General features: G+C 68.5%; 16 protein-coding genes. 7 read left to right on the forward strand and 9 right to left on the reverse strand.

Going from position 1 to position 16,800, the window contains the following annotated elements; translation table 11 throughout:
- Positions 1–9: 9 nt before the first annotated feature.
- Positions 10–888: a tRNA glutamyl-Q(34) synthetase GluQRS gene (gluQRS, locus tag FN976_RS20185; RefSeq protein WP_145894869.1), complete on the reverse strand. Its 879-nt coding sequence runs from the start codon at positions 886–888 to the stop codon at positions 10–12.
- Positions 885–1,826, reverse strand: coding sequence for a LysR family transcriptional regulator (locus FN976_RS20190; RefSeq protein ID WP_145894870.1), 942 nt, complete (start codon positions 1,824–1,826; stop codon positions 885–887). The genes gluQRS and FN976_RS20190 overlap by 4 nt, the downstream gene beginning before the upstream one ends.
- Positions 1,827–1,928: 102 nt before the next feature.
- On the opposite strand from FN976_RS20190, the gene FN976_RS20195 reads away from it, so the two are divergent.
- Genes FN976_RS20195 through FN976_RS20210 form a run of 4 tightly spaced genes read left to right on the forward strand, consistent with a single transcriptional unit; the run spans position 1,929 to position 4,588 of the window.
- Complete coding sequence (locus FN976_RS20195; protein ID WP_145894871.1) at positions 1,929–2,633, forward strand: pirin family protein; 705 nt, start codon at positions 1,929–1,931, stop codon at positions 2,631–2,633.
- Positions 2,634–2,673: 40 nt separating this feature from the next.
- Entirely contained in the window at positions 2,674–3,087 is a 414-nt protein-coding gene (locus FN976_RS20200; protein WP_145894872.1) for a DoxX family protein, read from the forward strand.
- Positions 3,088–3,129: 42 nt separating this feature from the next.
- Entirely contained in the window at positions 3,130–3,684 is a 555-nt protein-coding gene (locus FN976_RS20205) for a flavodoxin family protein (protein WP_145894873.1), read from the forward strand.
- A gap of 10 nt (positions 3,685–3,694) precedes the next feature.
- Entirely contained in the window at positions 3,695–4,588 is an 894-nt protein-coding gene (locus FN976_RS20210; protein WP_145894874.1) for a pirin family protein, read from the forward strand.
- Here the strand turns inward: FN976_RS20210 and FN976_RS20215 are convergent.
- Together FN976_RS20215 and FN976_RS20220 are read right to left on the reverse strand one after the other, a co-directional pair.
- Positions 4,585–7,635: a spermine/spermidine synthase domain-containing protein gene (locus tag FN976_RS20215; protein WP_145894875.1), complete on the reverse strand. Its 3,051-nt coding sequence runs from the start codon at positions 7,633–7,635 to the stop codon at positions 4,585–4,587. The genes FN976_RS20210 and FN976_RS20215 overlap by 4 nt on opposite strands.
- 9 nt (positions 7,636–7,644) lie before the next feature.
- Positions 7,645–8,391: a sulfurtransferase gene (locus tag FN976_RS20220; protein WP_145894876.1), complete on the reverse strand. Its 747-nt coding sequence runs from the start codon at positions 8,389–8,391 to the stop codon at positions 7,645–7,647.
- A gap of 73 nt (positions 8,392–8,464) precedes the next feature.
- On the opposite strand from FN976_RS20220, the gene dnaE reads away from it, so the two are divergent.
- From dnaE to FN976_RS20235, 3 genes are all read left to right on the forward strand, one after another.
- The gene (dnaE, locus tag FN976_RS20225) at positions 8,465–11,926 is read left to right on the forward strand and encodes a DNA polymerase III subunit alpha (protein WP_145894877.1); all 3,462 of its coding nucleotides are present in this window, start codon (positions 8,465–8,467) and stop codon (positions 11,924–11,926) included.
- A gap of 187 nt (positions 11,927–12,113) precedes the next feature.
- On the forward strand, positions 12,114–12,737 hold the full coding sequence (locus FN976_RS20230) for an RNA polymerase sigma factor (RefSeq protein ID WP_186511043.1): 624 nt from the start codon (positions 12,114–12,116) through the stop codon (positions 12,735–12,737).
- A complete protein-coding gene (locus FN976_RS20235) occupies positions 12,730–13,194 on the forward strand; it encodes a cupin domain-containing protein (protein WP_145894879.1) in 465 nt (154 codons plus the stop codon). The genes FN976_RS20230 and FN976_RS20235 overlap by 8 nt, the downstream gene beginning before the upstream one ends.
- Positions 13,195–13,204: 10 nt before the next feature.
- On the opposite strand, the gene tolA is transcribed toward FN976_RS20235, so the two are convergent.
- Genes tolA through FN976_RS20260 form a run of 5 tightly spaced genes read right to left on the reverse strand, consistent with a single transcriptional unit; the run spans position 13,205 to position 16,797 of the window.
- On the reverse strand, positions 13,205–14,074 hold the full coding sequence (gene tolA / locus FN976_RS20240; RefSeq protein WP_145894880.1) for a cell envelope integrity protein TolA: 870 nt from the start codon (positions 14,072–14,074) through the stop codon (positions 13,205–13,207).
- A gap of 2 nt (positions 14,075–14,076) precedes the next feature.
- Positions 14,077–14,508 carry an ExbD/TolR family protein gene (locus FN976_RS20245; protein WP_145894881.1) on the reverse strand — a complete coding sequence of 144 codons (432 nt, stop codon included), beginning with the start codon at positions 14,506–14,508 and terminating at the stop codon, positions 14,077–14,079.
- Between the two features lie 2 nt (positions 14,509–14,510).
- Positions 14,511–15,203, reverse strand: a complete 693-nt coding sequence (gene tolQ, locus FN976_RS20250) for a protein TolQ (RefSeq protein ID WP_145894882.1) — start codon at positions 15,201–15,203, stop codon at positions 14,511–14,513.
- Positions 15,200–15,616, reverse strand: a complete 417-nt coding sequence (ybgC, locus tag FN976_RS20255; RefSeq protein ID WP_145894883.1) for a tol-pal system-associated acyl-CoA thioesterase — start codon at positions 15,614–15,616, stop codon at positions 15,200–15,202. The genes tolQ and ybgC overlap by 4 nt, the downstream gene beginning before the upstream one ends.
- Positions 15,613–16,797: a pyridoxal phosphate-dependent aminotransferase gene (locus tag FN976_RS20260; RefSeq protein WP_145894884.1), complete on the reverse strand. Its 1,185-nt coding sequence runs from the start codon at positions 16,795–16,797 to the stop codon at positions 15,613–15,615. Before FN976_RS20260 ends, ybgC begins: the two co-directional genes overlap by 4 nt.
- Between the last annotated feature and the right edge of the window lie 3 nt (positions 16,798–16,800).

Genomic DNA, 16,800 nt, shown 5'->3' on the forward strand with positions numbered 1-16,800 from the left:
CCGCGAGGCTCAGGTGGGGCCCCAGCGGGCACGCCATGCGTGCACGGCGGCGTGCAGCCAATCGGCGACGGAATCGGCCGGCGCGGCGAGTTGCAAGGTCTCGCCCGCCTGCGTGAGGGCCTGCAATGGATCGCCCAGCGCGAGCGGCGCCGCGCCGTTCTGCTTGGACAGCTTTTCGCCGTTCGCGCCCAGCACCAGCGGCGTGTGGAGGTAGGACGGCGTGTTGAGGCCCAGGGCGCGCTGCAAGAGGATCTGCCGTGCCGTGTTGTCCGCCAGGTCCGCGCCGCGGACCACATGCGTGATCCCCTGGTTGGCATCGTCCACGACGACGGCGAGCTGGTAGGCATGCAGGCCGTCGGCGCGGCGCAGCACGAAGTCCCCGACTTCGCGCGCCACGTCCTGCGATTGCGGCCCGAGGCGCCGGTCGGCCCAAAAGACTTCGCCGGGAGGCGCCTGGAATCGCCAGGCACGCGCCGGCCGGCCTCGCAGTCCGCCGCGGCAGGTTCCGGGATACACCAGTTCGTCGTTGCGCGCGCGTGCCATTCCCTGGGCGGCCAGTGCGGCTTCGACGTCCTTGCGCGAGCAGGCGCAAGGATAGGCCAGGCCAGCCGCCAGCAGGCGATCGAGCGCCTGCTGGTACAACGCGGTGCGCCGCGACTGCCAGGCGGGTGCTTCGTCCGGCACCAGGCCGCAGGCGGCCAGCTGGCGCAGGATTTCCTCGCCGGCGCCAGGCACGCAGCGCGGGAGGTCGACGTCTTCGATGCGCACCAGCCACGCGCCGCCGTGGGCGCGTGCGTCCAGCCAGCTCGCCAGGGCAGCGACGAGCGAGCCCGCATGCAGCGGCCCGGTGGGGGAGGGCGCGAAGCGCCCGCGGTAACCCGTGATCATGATTCCCGGTGCCGCTCCAGCAAGGCGGCGCGCGTCGCCTGGCTTTCCAGCTGCCCCAGCCACCACTGCTGCGCGCGGCCCGGCTGGGCATTACCGACCGTGCGCCACGCATAGTTGAGCCGGATGGTGCGGCTCGGGCGCTGCACCTGCCGCGCCACCAGGCGGCCGCTTTCGAGATAGGGCCGCGCCAGCGGCTCGGGGAGGAAGCCGCCGCCCAGCCCGCGCAACTGCGCATGCAGCTTGGCCCGCATGGTCGGCAAGGTCAGCACGTCCTGCCCGGAGAGCAGCCCGAGCGTGACCGCCGCGCCGCGCTGGACCGTGTCGGCGACGGACACCGCGCGGTGCTTGATCAGCACCTCGTCGGTCAGCGGCTCGGGCAGGCTGGCCAGGGGGTGGTGGGGTGCGACGGCATAGACGAAAGCCAGGTCGCCGAGCACTTGGCTGTGGATGCCGACCGTCGTGCCCGGCTCGATGGCGACGCCGATCGCCAGGTCGGCGCGGCCGGAAACCAGCGCGTCCAGGGTGCCCGACACCGCTTCCTCCCGCACGCGCAGCCGGGTGGTGGGGGCCAGGGCGTAGAAGGACTCGGCCAGCTCCAGCACGGTGGAGCTGGAAACGACGCAGTCCACCGCGAGCGTGAACTCGGATTCCCAGCCGGTCGCCACGCGCTTCACCCGGTTCGCCACCGCGTCGATGTCCTGCAGCAATTGCTGGCTGGCGCACAGCAGCTCGTTGCCGGCGGCCGTGAGCTTGGCCTGCCGGGAGCTGCGGTCGAACAGCAGCACGTCCAGGGCGTCCTCGATCTGCCGGATGCGGTAAGTGACGGCGCTGGGCACCAGCCCGAGTGCGCGCGCGGCGGCGGCAAAGCTGCCAGCCTCCGCCACCGCCTGCAGCAGGCTCAGGGCATCGGGCGTCAGGACGTCGCGGGGACTGGGCATGGGAATGGTTGAGTTCGGATTTTTTGAATGATGCCATCAAAAACCAGCACCTGCTTGAGATGAGGGCGGGCCCTAAAGTGCAACCATTCAAAGGAATTCATCATGATCACCTTGCGCAAATCCCAGGACCGCGGCTTCGCCGACCATGGCTGGCTCAAGTCCTTCCACAGCTTCTCGTTCGCCGGCTACTACGACGCCCAGCACATGGGCTTCGGCAACCTGCGGGTGATCAACGAGGACCGCATTGCGCCGGGCACGGGTTTCGGCACGCATGGCCATCGCGACATGGAGATCATCAGCTACGTGCTTTCCGGCGAGCTGGCCCACAAGGACACGCTGGGCAACATCAAGGGCATCCCGCCCGGCGACGTGCAGCGCATGAGCGCGGGCCGGGGCGTGCAGCACAGCGAGTTCAACCACGCCCAGGACCAGACCACGCACTTCCTGCAGATCTGGATCGAGCCCAATGTCACAGGCATCGAGCCTTCGTACGAGCAGAAGACCTTCGCCGAAGCCGAGAAGCGCGGCCAGCTGCGCCTGGTGGCCTCGCCGGACGCCGCACAGGCCTCCGTGAAGATCCACGCCGACGCGCGCATGTATGCCGGGCTCTTCGACGGCGCCGAGCGTGCCACGCTCACGCTGGACCCGGCCCGCGCCACCTACGTGCACCTGGTCCGCGGCGCACTCAGCGCCAACGGCAAGGCCTTGGCCGCCGGTGACGCCGCCATGCTGAAGGGGGAAGCGCAGCTGACCCTGGAGCACGGGCAGGACGCCGAAGTGCTGGTGTTCGACCTCGCAGCCGACTGACCGAGTTTTTCATCCGCCAATCAACAACAAGGAGCCTTTCATGCCAACACTCAACCCGGCCCAGAACCTGTTCGCCCTCATCGGCCGCGCCCTCATCGCGCTGCTGTTCATCCCCGGGGGCTTCACCAAGATCACCGGGTTCGCCGGCGTGGTCGGCTACATCGCTTCCAAGGGGGTCCCGCTGCCCGAAGTCTGCGCCGCGATCGCGATCGCGGCGGAACTCGGGCTGGGCCTGCTGATGCTCGTCGGCTGGCAGACGCGCTGGGCGGCGTTGGGCCTCGCGATCTTCACCGCGGTGATCACGCCCATCTTCCACAACTTCTGGGCCATGCCCGCGGCGCAGCAGATGATGCAGCAGCAGGCCTTCTTCAAGAACTTCGCCGTGGTCGGCGGGCTGCTGGTGATCGCGGCGTTCGGCGCCGGCGCCTTCAGCCTGGACGGCCGCCGCCGCTGAGCCCCGGATCTCCGTCAAAAACCTCAGGGAAATCGAGAAACCATGTCCAACATCATCGTCGTCTACCACTCCGGCTACGGCCACACGCAGCGCCTGGCCCAGTCCGTGGCCGAAGGCGCCGGCGCGCGCCTGCTTGCCATCGACGCCGACGGCAACCTGCCAGAAGGCGGCTGGGAGCAGCTGAAAGCCGCGGACGGCATCATCTTCGGCTCGCCCACGTACATGGGCAGCGTCAGCTGGCAGTTCAAGAAATTCGCCGACGCCTCGTCCAAACCCTGGTTCGCCCAGGAGTGGAAGGACAAGGTGGCCGCGGGCTTCACCAACAGCGCGGGCATGAACGGCGACAAGTTCAACGTGCTGACGACCCTGTTCACCCTGGCGATGCAGCACGGCATGATCTGGGTGAGCCAGGGCCTGATGCCGAGCAACGCCAAGGCCGCGAAGCGCGACGACGTCAATTACCTGGTGTCCTATAGCGGTGCCATCGCGCAATCGCCTTCGGACGCGGGCGCCGACGCCATGTCGGCGGGTGACCTGGAGACCGCTCGTCTGTTCGGCCAGCGGGTGGCAGAGGTCACCGCGCGATTCAAGCGTTAAGCTAGCGGGCATGGCCCTGGCGCAAAAACTCGACGGACACGAGAAGGACCTTGGTGGCGGATTCCTGGTGCGCCGGCTGCTGCCGGCCGCCCGGCAGCGCAGCGTGGGTCCCTTCATCTTCTTCGACCACTTCGGGCCCGCCCACGAGGCGCCGGGGGCGGACCACGATGTGCGGCCCCACCCGCACATCGGCCTGGCCACCGTCACCTACCTGTTCGAGGGCGCGATGATGCATCGCGACAGCCTGGGCACCGAGCAGCTGATCGAGCCGGGCGCCATCAACTGGATGACGGCGGGCCGCGGCATCGTGCATTCCGAGCGCAAGCCGGTGCACCTGAAGGGCAAGAACTACGTCAATCACGGGTTGCAGCTGTGGACCGCGTTGCCCATGCAGCACGAAGAGGCCGACCCCGCATTCGCCCACACGCCTTCCGCGGCCATCCCCGAAGGCCGCGTCGACGATGCCATCGTCCGCGTGCTGGTCGGCGAGGCTTTCCGCATGGAATCGCCGGTCCGCACGCTGTCGCCGACCTTGTATCTCGACTTGCGCCTGCTGCCCGGCGGCATGATCGAGCTGCAGGAGCTCGCGCCCGAACTCGCCATCTATCCCATCGACCAGGACGTCGAGGTGGACGGTGTGGCGGTGCCGGCGCGCGTCATGGCCGTGCTGGACAGGCAGGACACCGTCTTGCGCGCGCCCCGCGGCGCGCGCGTGATGCTGATCGGTGGCGCGCCGCTCGACGGGCCGCGGCACCTGTGGTGGAACTTCGTTTCCAGCCGCAAGGAACGCATCATCGCCGCCAGCGCCGCCTGGGAAGCGCAGCGCATGGGCCGCATCGCGGGCGACCTGTCGTTCATCCCGCTGCCGGCCACGCGGTTCACGCCGGCGGAGCCGATGTCCTAGGGCGAAGCCTTCGCCTTCTGCTTGGCCGTGAGCAGCATCATCAGGTAGCGCATCGGGCCCGTCTCCATCCGGGCGGGCGGCAGCTTCTGCCGCTGTTCGACGAAGATGCGCGCGGCTTCTTCCCGCCGGCCGGTCGCATAGCTGGCCGACACGGCTGCGAGGGTCGCATACGCACGGCTCTCGCCATCGAGGAGCTTGTCCTGGGCCAGGACTTGTCGCGCCGGGCCATGGATCGCTTCGGGATTGCGGCCGGCCACGGCCGCGAACAGCTCCAGCCAAACGGCCTGCGCGGGCTGCAGCTTCGCCCCGCAGCGGCGCAGGGCCCCTTGCCAGAAGCTCTGCGCGGCCTGAGCGGTCTGCCCGGGGATCATGTCGGAGGCGACGCGAACCAGCGAAACCCAGATGCCGCCGGTGTCCGCCGGGAACCGGCAGTCCGCCACCCAGCTGCGCACCAGCGCGTAGTCGGGCGCGTAGGAGCCGAAATAGGCCAGCTCTTCGGGCTTCAGCGCCTCCCCGCGGAGGTAGCGCAGGCCGTGCCAGCTGCTCGCCATGTTGCGCACGCTGGGGGGCATGTAGACCGTCGCGGAGTGCACCTGGCCCGCGTAGCCGGGTGCGCCGGCGACGAAGTCCAGCAGCGGCACCGGCGAATCGCGCAGCGAGAACAGGATCTTGGCGCTGCGGCCGCGGAAGCGGTCCGAGGCGGCCCGGTGGTCCACATAGGGGAAGAAGTCGGAATTGGGCGGGGCGCCGAAGGAGTTGGCCAGCAGCCGGATCGCGTTCGAGCGGCCGCTTTCATGCGCGGCGAGCTGCGCCACGTTCACGATGCCCAGCTGCAGCAGCTCGCGCTGCAGGCCCGCCGCGCTGTCCAGGGCCTGGGGGCTCAGAGCAGGCAGCTTGCCGTCGTTGCGCGCGACCAGCACGATGTCGATGTCGTTGGCGGAGTACGCGCGGAACTCGGGAAACACCTCAGCGAACGCCCGGATGATCGAGGCGACGAGTTCAGGGCTCGCTTCGTACAGGTGCAGCCACTGGACGAAATGCCCGTCAGGCGCCAGGTGGGCGGAGACGTGACGGTAGAACTGCACGGTGAACAGGCCCGCGACACCGCTCACCCAGGGATTCGAGGGCTCGGACACGACGATGTCGTAGCTGGCGCGCGTCTTGGCGAAATGCGCCCGCGCGTCGTCGATGACGATGCGGCTGCGCGGATCGTCGAAGACCTTGGCGTTGCGGGGCCGGAAGAGTTGCGCCGCCTCCACCATCAAGGGCTCGATCTCGATCGTGTCCACCTGGGTGAGGCCTTTCGCTTCCAGCAGCACGGCGCTGCTGGTGCCGGTCCCCATCCCGATGACGGCGGCGGTGCGCGCCTGCGGGTGATGGAGCGGGCCCAGTGCGCCCAGCAGCACCATGGTGTGGTCGTCCGGACCGGTGTCCTTGCGAGCGGGATGCGTCGCGCCGTCGGACTTGCCGTTGGTGATCAGGCTGCGCACGCCGTTGGGCCGTTCGATGACCGTCACGGTGGCGGTGCGTCCGTCCTGGTGGAAGATGATCGGATGGCCGAAGTCGACCCGGGCCTGGCCATGCCGGAAGACGCCGGAGGCCATGCGCGTCGCGTCGATCGGGGCCAGCAGGGGCATGGCGACGAGTGCGGCAAGGGAAGCCACCGCGCCGCCGGCCAGCCACACGAACGCCGCGCGAGGCCGTGCGGCCGGGGCATGACGCAGCGCCAGCCCCCAGAGCACCAGGCCGAGCACCACGTCGATGGCGGCGGCGACGGCGAGAGACCACTTCAGCCCCAGCGCCGGGATCAGCAGGTGCACGGCGACCAGGACGCCGGCGATCGCGCCGAACGTGTTCACGCCGTACACCTGCCCGACCTGGCGTTCCCCGTGTCCCCGGCGCAGCAGGAGGGCGGTGATGAGCGGCAGCGTCATGCCGGCGCAGATCGTGGCGGGGAGCATCACCGCGGCCGCGATCGCGACGCTCACCAGGTTGAACAGCAGGTAGCCTTCCTCGGTGCGCGCCACGGTGCGCAGCGTCGCCGCCATGATGTCGTAGCAGGCCACATAGAGCGGCAGGGTGGCCACGGCCAGCAGGCCCATCGCGATCTGGATGCCGGCCAGCAGCTTCAGCGGCGACTTCGCTGTCGCGATGCGGTCACGGATCCACCAGGCACCGATCGCCAGGCCGAAGATGAAAGGCGCGAGCATGAGCTCGAACGAATGCGTCGCGGCGCCCATCACGAGCGTGAGCATGCGGATCCACACGACCTCGTAGATGAATGACGACAGGCCCGTGACGGCTGCTGCGCAGAGCAGGGGGACCAGCGGGGCGGCGATGGCGTCCGCTGGCGCGGCGGGTCCCGCCGATGGCACTGCGGGCGCGGCCGGCTTGCGCCCCACGGAATCCGTGATGTACGCCGCGAGTGCGACGAGCACGTTGAATGCGCCGGCAAGCAGGATCGTGCCAGGCAGCCCCAGGGCGGGCAGCAGGAAGAAGCCCGACCCCAGCACCCCGAGCGCGGCCCCCAGGCTGTTCAGGAAGTAGAGCAGGCTCAAGCCACGGCCAGGCGCCACCCCCAGGCGCATCACACCGGCGCTCATCAGCGGAAAGGTGGATCCGAGCAGGATGGACGCGGGCAGGATCAAGGCGGCTGCCAGCAGCCAGACGGCGGAACAGGCGCCGGGGGCCCCGCACATCGCCGGCAGGAATTCGCTGGCGGCCCAGGCGGAAACGTTCTCGAAGATGCCGTGGAACGAGAAGGCGAGCGCCGCGACGGCAGCCTCGATGATGGCGTAGGCGAGGATGGGGCGGCGGATCCGCTCCGAGAATCGGCCCGTCAGCCAGGCCCCGAGTGCCAGCCCCCCGACAAACACCACCAGCACGACGGCCTGCGCGTACGACGCGTGGCCCAGCAGCAGCTTGAGGTAGTGCGACCAGATCGATTCGTAGATCAGGCCGCAGAAGCCGGAGAGGAAGAAGATCGCGTAGAGAACGGCGACGCGGCGCTGCGTCGGGGCCGCGGCAGCGGCATCGGTGGATGTCATCGGCGGATTCTAGGATCGTGGCTCATCCGTGGGACGCAGGTCGGCGGCCAGGGCCTGCCGTTCGTCGAAGACGAAACACTCGCCGTGAAAATGTGCACTGCCCGCCTGCTCGAAGTACTGGAGGATGCCGCCTTCGAGCTGCCAGACGTCCTGCAGGCCGGCCTCGCGCATGACGAGCGCCGCCTTCTCGCAGCGGATGCCGCCCGTGCAGAAGCTGACCACGCACCTGCCTTCCAGTTCCGCACGGTGGTCCTGCAACGCTTGCGGGAAGTCGCTGAATTTGCCCAGGCGCCAGTCGATGGCGTTGTCGAAGGTGCCGTGGTCCACCTCGAAGGCGTTGCGCGTGTCGAGCAGCACGACCGGTTTTCCCACGTCGTCGTGTCCCTCATCAAGCCAGCGTTTGAGCGTGGTCGCATCCACCGCCGGTGCCCGCCCCTGGGCGGGCTGGATGGCCGGGTGGTTCATCCGGATGATCTCGTTCTTGCGCTTGACGCGCAGGTGGCGGAAGGGAACGGTATCGGACCAGCTTTCCTTGGGGCGCAGGTCGGCGAAGCGTGGGTCTTCGCGGAGTTCGTCGAGGAAGAAGCGGATGGAAGACTCTGTTCCCGCCAGGAACAGGTTGATGCCTTCTTCGGCGAGGAGGATGGTTCCCTTCAGGGCCACTTGCGTTGCGCTTTCCAGCAGTTGAGTACGCAGTTGCGCGGCGTCCGGCAATGCGACGAACTTGTAGGCGGAGATGTTGAGGACTTCCGGCACCTTGGCATTCTAGAAAGGCCAGAAGTTACTTTCCCCCGCCTGTCAAGACCCGCGCGTTTTCTACAATCATCAGATGTTCGTTCACCTGCGCCTGCACACCGAGTTCTCCGTCGTCGACGGCACCAACCGCATCGACGAGATCGTGGCGGCCGCCGCGGCCGACGCCCAGCCTGCGCTGGCCATTTCGGATCTCAACAACCTTTACGGCGCGATCAAGTTCTACAAGGCGGCGCGGGGCGCCGGGGTCAAGCCGCTCATCGGCTGCGAGGTCATGCTGCAAGGCGTGGGCCCGGATGCCAATGCCATCTCGCGGGTCGTGCTGCTGGTGCAGAGCCGCCAGGGCTACCTCAACCTTTGCGAACTGCTGGCCCGCGCCTGGACGCGCAACGTCGTGCGCGCGCAAGCCGTGTGCCGGCTCGAATGGCTGCAGGAGCTTGGCGCGGGACTGATCCTGCTGGCCGGCGCGCAGGCCGGGCCCGTCGGGCAGGCGCTGATGCACGGCGACGAGCCGCGCGCGACCGAGGCCGCGCTGCAGCTCGCGGCGGTGTTTCCGCATCGCTTCTACATCGAGCTGCAACGGGCCGGGCGCTCCGACGACGAAGCGCATGTCGCGGCGGCGGTGCAACTGGCGGCGCACCTGCACCTGCCGGTGGTCGCCACGCATCCCGTGCAATTCACGGGCGCCGACGACTACGAGGCGCACGAGGCGCGGGTCTGCATCTCCGAGGGCGAGATCCTCGGCAACCAGCGCCGTGTGCGCAAGTTCACGCGCGAGCAGTATTTCAAGAGCTCCGCGCAGATGGAAGCGCTGTTCGCCGACCTGCCGTCGGCCATCGCGAACACGCAGGAGATCGCACGGCGCTGCAACCTCGTGCTGGAACTCGGCAAGCCGCACCTGCCGAACTTCCCCACGCCCAACGGCATGGCGGCCGACGAGTACTTCCGCTTCGCCTCGCATGAGGGCCTGAAGGAACGGCTGGTCCAGCTCTATCCGGATGCGGCCGAGCGCGAACGCCAGCGTCCGACGTACGAGGAGCGCCTCGAGTTCGAGATCGGCACCATCCTGAAGATGGGCTTCCCCGGCTACTTCCTGATCGTCGGCGACTTCATCAACTGGGCCAAGAGCAACGGCTGCCCGGTGGGCCCGGGCCGCGGCTCCGGCGCCGGCTCGCTGGTGGCGTACGCGCTGAAGATCACCGACCTCGACCCGCTGCAGTACAAGCTGCTGTTCGAGCGCTTCCTGAATCCGGAGCGGGTGTCCATGCCCGACTTCGACATCGACTTCTGCCAGGGCAACCGCGACCGTGTCATCGAGTACGTGAAGGAGAAGTACGGGCGCGAGGCGGTCAGCCAGATCGCCACCTTCGGCACCATGGCCGCGCGCGCGGCCGTGCGCGACGTGGGGCGGGTGCTCGACATGAGCTACACCTTCTGCGACGGCATCAGCAAGCTCATCCCGAACAAGCCCGGCACGCACATCACGATCGCGGAGGCCCTGAAGCAGGAGCCGATGCTGGCCGAGCGCTACCAGAAGGAGGACGAGGTCCGCACGCTGCTCGACCTCGCGCAGAAGCTCGAAGGTCTCACGCGCAACGTCGGCATGCATGCCGGCGGCGTGTTGATCGCGCCCGGCAAGCTGACCGACTTCACGCCGCTCTACCAGCAACCCGGCAGCGATTCCGCGGTGAGCCAGTACGACAAGGATGACGTGGAGGCCGCGGGCCTGGTGAAGTTCGACTTCCTGGGCCTGGCCACGCTCACCATCCTGGAGTTGGCACGCGACTTCATCGTGGAGCGCCATCCGGGCCAGGAGGGCTTCACTTTCGACAACGTCCCGCTGGGCGACGCCGCCACGTACAAGCTGTTCGCCGATGGCAAGACCGAGGCGGTGTTCCAGTTCGAATCGCGCGGCATGCAGGGCATGCTGCGTGACGCGAAGCCAACCCGGCTGGAAGACCTGATCGCGCTGAACGCGCTGTACCGCCCGGGCCCGATGGACCTGATCCCCAGCTTCGTCGCGCGCAAGCACGGGCGCGAGCCGGTGGAGTATCCGCATCCGCTGGTGGCGGACATGCTGTCCGAGACCTACGGGATCATGGTCTACCAGGAGCAGGTGATGCAGACGGCCCAGATCCTGGGCGGCTACTCGCTCGGCGGCGCCGACCTGCTGCGCCGCGCCATGGGCAAGAAGAAGCTGGAGGAGATGGTCCAGCACCGCGAGATCTTCCGCGCCGGCGCCGCGAAGAACGGCATCGCGCAGGAGAAGGCCGACGAGATCTTCGACCTGATGGAGAAGTTCGCGGGCTATGGCTTCAACAAGTCGCACGCCGCCGCCTATTCGCTGCTGGCGTATCACACCGGCTGGCTGAAGGTGCATTACACGGCCGAGTTCTTCTGCGCGAACATGACCGTGGAAATGGACAACACCGACAAGCTGAAGGTGCTGTTCGAGGATGCGCGCAAGAACTTCGGGATCACGTTCGAGGCGCCGGACGTGAACCGGGGCAACTACCGGTTCGAGCCGATCTCCGACAAGGTGGTGCGCTATGGCCTGGGTGCCGTGAAGGGCACGGGGCAATCCGCCATTGAAGCCATCGTCGCGGCCCGGCAAGAGGGCGGGCCGTTCAAGAGCCTGTACGACTTCTGCTGCCGCGTCGAGCGCACGCGGATCAACAAGCGCGCGGTCGAGGCGCTGATCAAGGCCGGCGCCTTCGACTCGCTGCAGCTCAATCGAGCGTCCCTCGTCGCCTCGATCGACCGTGCATTCGATTTTGCCAATGCCGCCGAGGCCAATGCGAATCAGGGCGGCCTGTTCGACATGGGCGACACGCACGGCGCCAGCACGCAGGAGCCGGACCTGGTCGAGGCCATGCCCTGGGGCGTGAAGGAGCGGCTGGGCTTCGAGAAGACGGCGCTGGGCTTCTACCTGTCCGGGCACCTCTTCGACGAGGTCGAACTCGAGGTCCGCCGCTTCGCCAAGCGCCGTCTCGAGGAACTGGTGGACACGCGCGAGCCGCTCCTGCTGGCCGGGATCGTCGGTGACTGGCGCGTCATCAACGGCCAGCGCGGCAAGCTGGCCCTGTTCAAGCTCGACGACAAGACCGACGTGATGGACGCGACGGCGGACGAGGGTGTGTTCTCGCCGCATCGCCACTGGCTGAAGGACGACGAGCTGGTGGTCGTCATGGCCAAGCTGCAGCCCGACCGGTTCTCCGGCGGCTTCCGCCTGAACGTCAACCAGATCTGGGACCTGGCGACGGCCCGTTGCCGCTTCGGAAAATACCTGAAGGTGGCCGTCAACGGCCAGGCGCCCGACATCCAGCGGCTGGTACGCGAATTCCCGCCCAAGCGCGAGCTGTCCGACCAGGGCGAGCTGGTGCGCGGCCTGAGCGTGCGGCTGCTGGTGAAGCGCGAGCAGGCCATCGCCGAACTGCAGCTGGGCGAGCAGTCGAAGTTCTACCCGAGCGATGCGGCCCTCGCGAGCTGGATGGCGCAAGCCGAACAAGGGCTCGCGCAGATCGTGTACGAAGGGTAGTCGTCCCAGCGCCGCAGCGCCCAGCGGCAGCTGCGGCCGCGTTGCTCCGCACCGGATGCATCCAAGGCGCCTCGGCGGCCGTATTCACCGCATGTCCGCCGCCGCTTCGGCTCCCGCCGTGTTCGTGCTAGCCTTTCATGGTCCAGCATCGTCCCGCGTCCGCGCGCGGGCCAAAGCGGCTCCCGCCATGCATCCGACCTCCACCGACGATCCATCGCCCAGGCAGGCGCGGGACGAGCAGTTGGCGGGCCTGCTGCGGCTCGCAGCGGCCGGCGACGCTCGCGCCTTCGAGCTGTTCTACAGCGGCACGGTGCGCTGCGCGATGGCGCTGGTGCGCCGCATCGTGGGTGATGCCCATGCCGAGGACGTCCTTTCCGACAGCTATTTCCAGGCCTGGCGCAGCGCTGGCCAATTCGATCCGGCCCGTGGCAGCGCGGTGACCTGGCTGCTGATGCTGGCGCGCAGCCGTGCGCTCGACCGCCTGCGGCAGGAAACCTTGCGCCACGGCGGGCTGGCCGGCGCGCCCGCGTTCGAGGCCGATGCCCAGGCGGCGCAGGATGCCGGCCCGGAGCAACTGCTGGAAGGCGTGCAGGCGCGCAGCCGGCTGCACGCGGCGCTGGCCCAGCTCTCCCCGGCGGAGCGCTGGGTATTGGGCCTGGCCTACTACCGCGACCTCACCCAGACCGAAATCGCCCATGCCACCGGCTTGCCGCTGGGCACCGTGAAGTCGCTCGCGACCCGGGCGCAGCAGAAGCTGCGCGAAGCACTGCAGAACCCGAACGCGCCTGCCGCGGCCGCCCAACATGGCTGATCACGATCCACTTCTGGCCGCCGACATCGCGCGCGCGCTGACCGAGGCACAGCACGCCGGGGACGAACCTGACGCGGCCGCGGTGGCCCGCGTGCGCACGCGGGTGATGCGCCGCATCGCCGACGACTCGATCGGCCGCCACACGGCCATCCCGGCGGACAGCGACGGCTGGCACGGCTTCCTGCCGGGCATCCGGCGCAAGGTGCTGCACGAGGCCAACGGCATCATGTCGTACCTGCTGCGCTTCGAACCGGGCGCGGTGCTGCCCGCGCACCGCCACCCGGTGGACGAGGAATGCGTCGTGATCGAAGGGGTGCTGCGCATCGGGCCGCTGGTGCTGGGGCCGGGCGGGTTTCACCGGGTGCCGCAGGGGGTCCCGGATGTCGACAGCGTCAGCGATGAAGGCTGCCTGATCTACCTGCGCGGGGCGACGCCGAAGGCCGAACAGCTCGTCTGAACGCGGAGCGCTAGCCCTTCGGGCGGAAGCCGATCACCACCGAGGTCGGCACCCGCCCGTCGACGTCGCGTGGCAGCGTTTCGGTCTTGTCCAGGGCGCGCAGCACAGCCTCGTCCCAGGCCTTCACGCCGCTCGATTTGACGAGCGTTTTGCCAACGATGGTGCCATCGGGCGCCAGGCGGACCTCGACATCGGCCTTTGGATTGCCCGAGACGTCGTCCGTGAACACGATGTTGGGCCGGACCCGGGCCTGGACCCGGCCGCCCCAGCTGGCTGAAGGACCGGAAGACTGCGCAGCGCTGCCGGTGGCGGCGGTCGATCCGGTGCCGGCCATGCCCTGCATCCGGCGCAGGTTCTCCTCGCGCTGCTGCGCGAGCTTCTTCGAGTCCTGCTCCTGCTTGCGGGCCAGCTCCTCTTCCTTCTTGCGCTTCTCGGCGGCCAGTCTGGCCTGTTGCTCCTTCTTGCGTTCCAGGGCCTCCTGCTTCTCTTCCTGCTTCTTCTGGGCTTCGAGCTTGCGGCGCTTGTCGCGTTCGCGCTCCAACTCTTCCTCGCGGCGCTCCGCGGCTTCGCGCTGCTTCTTCTCTCGTTCCACGGCGATCTGGGCGTCACGCTGAACCGGCGGCTCCGGCTGCGGCGGCGCGCGTACGATGGGCGGTTGCGGAGCCGGCGGCGGCTGCGGGACTTCCTTGGGTGCGGCCTCCTGCGGAACGGCGGACCAGAGTTCGGCCTCGGCCGAGACCGGCTGCACGTCGCGGTTCCAGCGCAGGCCATAGGTGAGGGCGACGACCAGCAGCACGTGCGCCAGCAGTGCCAGGCCCATGCCGCGCAGGAAGCCCGGCGGTGGCGGCGGCGTGAAATCGAGGCGGTCGGCCGTGGCCATGGCTACTTGGCGAGCTGCACCGAAAGGCCGACCCGCTGCACGCCGGCGCGCTGCAGGGCATCCATGACCTTCACCACCGATTCGTACTTCACGTTGCGGTCGGCGCTGATGACGACGGCCGTGGTGCCGGCGGGCTTGCCGGCCTGGGCACGCAGCACGGCGGGGGCGATCTCCTTCAGAGGCATCGACTGCGGCCGCTCGCCCACCTTCAGTTGCAGGGATTCATCCTTGTTCACCACGACCTGGATGATCTGGTCCGGTTGCTTCGCGGCCTTGCCGACGCTGGGCAGGTCGATCAGGCTGGGCGTGATGAGCGGCGCCGTCACCATGAAGATGATCAGCAGCACCAGCATCACGTCGATGAACGGGACCATGTTGATCTCGTTCATCGTGCGGCGGCCGCGGCCGCCTCCACGATGCGCGACGGAAGGCACGGCTAGTGGCCCGAGGCGCTGTGCGCCCCGAGGTTGCGCTGCAGGATGTTGGAGAACTCCTCGATGAAGGTCTCCAGCTTGATCGCCACGCGGTCGATGTCGCGCGCGAAGTTGTTGTAGGCCACCACCGCCGGAATCGCCGCGAACAGCCCCAGCGCGGTGGCCACCAGCGCTTCGGCGATGCCTGGTGCCACAGTGGCCAAAGTCACCGACTGCAGGCTCGCCAGTCCGGTGAAGGCGTGCATGATGCCCCACACCGTGCCGAACAGGCCCACATAGGGTGACACCGAGCCCACCGAGGCCAGGAAGGAGAGGTTGGTTTCCACCGTGTCCAGCTCGCGCTGGAAACTGGCGCGCATGGCGCGCCGGGCGCCGTCGAGCAGGGTGCCGGCGTCGGTGATGCGGCGTTCGCGCAGCTTGGTGTATTCACGCATGCCCGAGGCGAAGATGCGTTCCATCGGCCCGGCCATCTTGGCGTTCTGCGCGGCGGCGGAGAACAGGTCGTTCAGGCTGGTGCCCGACCAGAACTCGCGCTCGAATTCGTCGTTCAGCGAGCGCACGCGCTTCAGCGCGAAGAGCTTGCGGAAGATCGCCGCCCAGCTGGTGATGGAAACGATCAGCAGCAGCAGCATCACGAACTGCACCACCCAGCTCGCGCCCAGCACCAATTGCAGGATCGACAGGTCTTGGTTCATCGGTTCTTCAAGGTCTCCAGGACATTGGCGGGAATTCTGCCGGGCTTCAGGGTGGCCGCATCGACCCAGCCGATGCGGATCGTGCCTTCACACAACGCCTCGGCGCCCCGCCAGGCGGACTGCGCGATGATCATAGACGCGCGCCCTGCCGATTCGAGCCGGGCCGTCACGAGAAGTTCATCATCGAGCCGCGCCGGCCGCAGGTAACGCACCGAGGTTTCCCCCACGATGAACATGCCGCCCGTCGCCTCGCGCAGCGCGCCCTGGGCCACGCCCAGCGAGCGCAGCCACTCGGTGCGGGCCCGCTCGAAGAACTTCAGGTAGTTGGCGTAGAAGACGATGCCGCCCGCATCCGTGTCTTCCCAGTAAACGCGGACGGGCCAGGTAAAGACGCCCTGGGCCGCGCCAATCATGCGAGGAGGGCTTTCAGGCGCGCCGCCGATTCCTGCAACTGCGCCATCGAATTGGCGGTGGAGAAGCGCACGAAGCGGCTGGTTTCCACCGTGCCGAAATCGCGCCCCGGCGTCACGGCCACGTGCGCCAGCCGCATGACTTCGAAGGCGAAGTCCCAGCTGCCCGGCGTGCCCAGTTTTTCGGCCGCCGCGGTGCAATCGGCCCAGGCGTAGAAGGCGCCGTCGGGCATCACCGGCACGTTCAGGCCCATGGCGTTCAGCGCGGGGATGAAGAAATCGCGGCGCGCCTTGAACTCGGCCCGCCGCCGCTCGTATTCCGCAATGCTCTCCGGCTCGAAGCAGGCCAGGGCGGCGTGCTGCGCCACGGTGCTGGGGCAGATGAACAGGTTCTGCGCGAGCCGTTCCATCACCGGAACCAGCGCGTCGGGGACCACCACCCAGCCCAGGCGCCAGCCCGTCATGTTGAAGTACTTGGAGAAGCTGTTGACGCTGATCACCTGGTCGTCGATCGCGAGGCCGCTCTGTCCGAAGGCCGCGTCGTGGCTCAGGCCCAGGTAGATCTCGTCCAGCAGCGTGATGCCGCCCCGGCTTTGCACGAACTCGTGGATGCGCCGCAGTTCCTGCGGGTGGATCGACGTGCCGGTGGGGTTGGAAGGCGAGGCCAGCAGCACGCCGCGCGTCTTGGCGTTCCAGTGTTCGCGCACCTTGTCGGCACTGAGTTGGTACCGTTCCGCGGCCGTCGTCGGCACCAGCACCGCCGTGCCTTCCGCCGCGCTCACGAAGTGCCGGTTGCACGGATAGCTGGGGTCGGGCATCAGCATCTCGTCGCCGGCCTCGATGAGGGCCAGGCAGGCGAGCTGCAAGGCGGCCGACGCGCCGGCGGTGACGACGATACGGCGAGCGGGCACCTGGACGCCGAAGCGGTCGGCATACCACTGGCTGATGCGTTCGCGCAGGCTGTCGAGCCCGGTGGCCTGGGTGTACTGCGTGACGCCGTCGCGCACGGCACGCGCCGCGGCTTCCTGCACCAGCGGCGGCGCGGTGAAGTCCGGCTCGCCGATGTTCAGGAAGATCATGGGCCGGTCGGTGCCGGCGACTTCGCGCGCCAGCTGCGAGGCGGCCTTCGCCACCTCCATCACGTAGAACGGCTCGATGCGCTCGGCGCGGCGGGCGATCCGCATCGC

The sequence above is a fragment of the Caenimonas sedimenti genome, from assembly GCF_007833165.1.
Taxonomy (GTDB): Bacteria; Pseudomonadota; Gammaproteobacteria; order Burkholderiales; family Burkholderiaceae_C; genus Ramlibacter; species Ramlibacter sedimenti.